The following is a 1,514-nucleotide window of genomic DNA, read 5'->3' as shown; positions in this document are numbered from 1 at the left end:
CTTTCCCGCGCGGTTTCCCGGCCCAGCCCGTCATGCTGCATGTTCAGCGGGGCATGGCCGTCAAGCTGCCACTGCATCAGCCGGCCGTTGAGGCCGTGGTGCCAGCGTAAGGCGGGCAGGGCGTCTACCTGGCGGCCGGTGGGCAGGCCGCTCAGCGGGTCCCACTGATGGCGGACGGCACGCCCGTTAATTGTCTCTGCGGTCAGGTGGCCGGATTCATCGTATTCAAACGCCACCACGGCGTCCGGGTTGGCGGCGCGGACCAGCCGTCCCTGCGCGTCGTGGTCGTAGGCGGTGACTGAAAGTAAGGCGCACTGGTCGGCTGCTTCCTGCCACACCTCCTGACGGGTGAGGCGGTCGTCGTCGGTGTAACACCAGCGCAGCAGCTGATGATTGGGGTAACGGGCGGTGAGGCGGCGTCCGGCGCGGTCGTACTGATAGTCAATCGTCCGGCCGGTAAAATCGGTTTCGCGGATAACCTGGCCGGCCGGGTCGCGGGTGTAACGGTAGGTGTCGCCGGTTGCGTTGGTCACGGTTTTCAGGCGGGTCAGCCTGTCGTAGCCGAAAGTCAGGGCCGAGCCGTCCGGGCGGGTGAGGCGGCTGAGCAGGTCAAAGGCGTCATAGGTATAGCGGGTGGTCCGGCCTTCGCCGTCGGTCACCGCCGAGACCCGGCGCTCGCTGTCGTAATCAATCGTCTGCCGCCCGCCGTCCGGTAAGCAAATCTCGCTGACGCTGCCGGCCGGGCTGGCATGAAACGGGCTGTGGTGATAGTGCGTCTGCTGGTACAGGGCATCGGTGACCCGCAGCAGCCGGCCCAGGCCGTCGATGTCAAACCGGGTCCGGGCGCCGTCCGGGGCCTGAATTTCACTGAGCTGCTGTTGTTCATAACCGTAGCGCCAGGTGCGGCCGTCCGGCAAGACCTGGCGCAGGATTTCCCCCTGCGGGCCGTAACGGGTCTCTTCCACCCGCCCCTGGGGGTCGATAACGCTGGTCAGGTTCCCCTGCTCGCTGTAATGCAGTCGCCAGCGGGCCCCATCCGGCTGAGTCGTCTGGGTGAGCTGGCCGTATTCATTGTAGTCGTAAACCGTGCTGTCCCCGGCCGGCGAGGTGAAGCCGGTCAGCTCGCCGTAAGGGCTGTACTCATAGGCGGCGGTTCGGCCCAGCGGGTCGGTTTCGGCGACTTTGCAGCTGAAATCCCATTCAGTCAGGGATGCATGGCCGAGCGGGTCGACTTTCCGGGTGACCAGCCCGTCGGCGTTATAGTGATAGCGGGTACAGCCGCCTTCGGCATCGAAATAGGTGGTGACGTTATTGTCATCATCGTATTCAAAACGGTCCTGCCAGTACCCCTGCGGGGTGGCGGTGGCGGTCACCCGGCCGGCGTTATCGTAGTGAATGGTGACATCGGTTTTATCGGTGTCGTGCCAGCGGGTCATATGACCTTGCGGAGTGTATTCATGCCACAGGTGGTGAAACTGAAAGGCGTCACATTCCGCCAGATACCCCGAATTATC

Annotated in this window: 1 pseudogene; it reads right to left on the bottom strand. The window is 64.2% G+C overall.

Annotated elements, in window-relative coordinates:
* Positions 1–1,373: pseudogene (locus OO184_RS24855) on the bottom strand (hypothetical protein); the annotation flags it as partial.
* Positions 1,374–1,514: the final 141 nt, after the last annotated feature.

The sequence above is a fragment of the Photorhabdus aballayi genome (assembly GCF_026153155.1).
GTDB lineage: Bacteria > Pseudomonadota > Gammaproteobacteria > Enterobacterales > Enterobacteriaceae > Photorhabdus > Photorhabdus luminescens.
The sequence above is the reverse complement of the archived record's forward strand: the minus strand, read 5'-3'. Positions and strand labels throughout refer to the sequence as shown.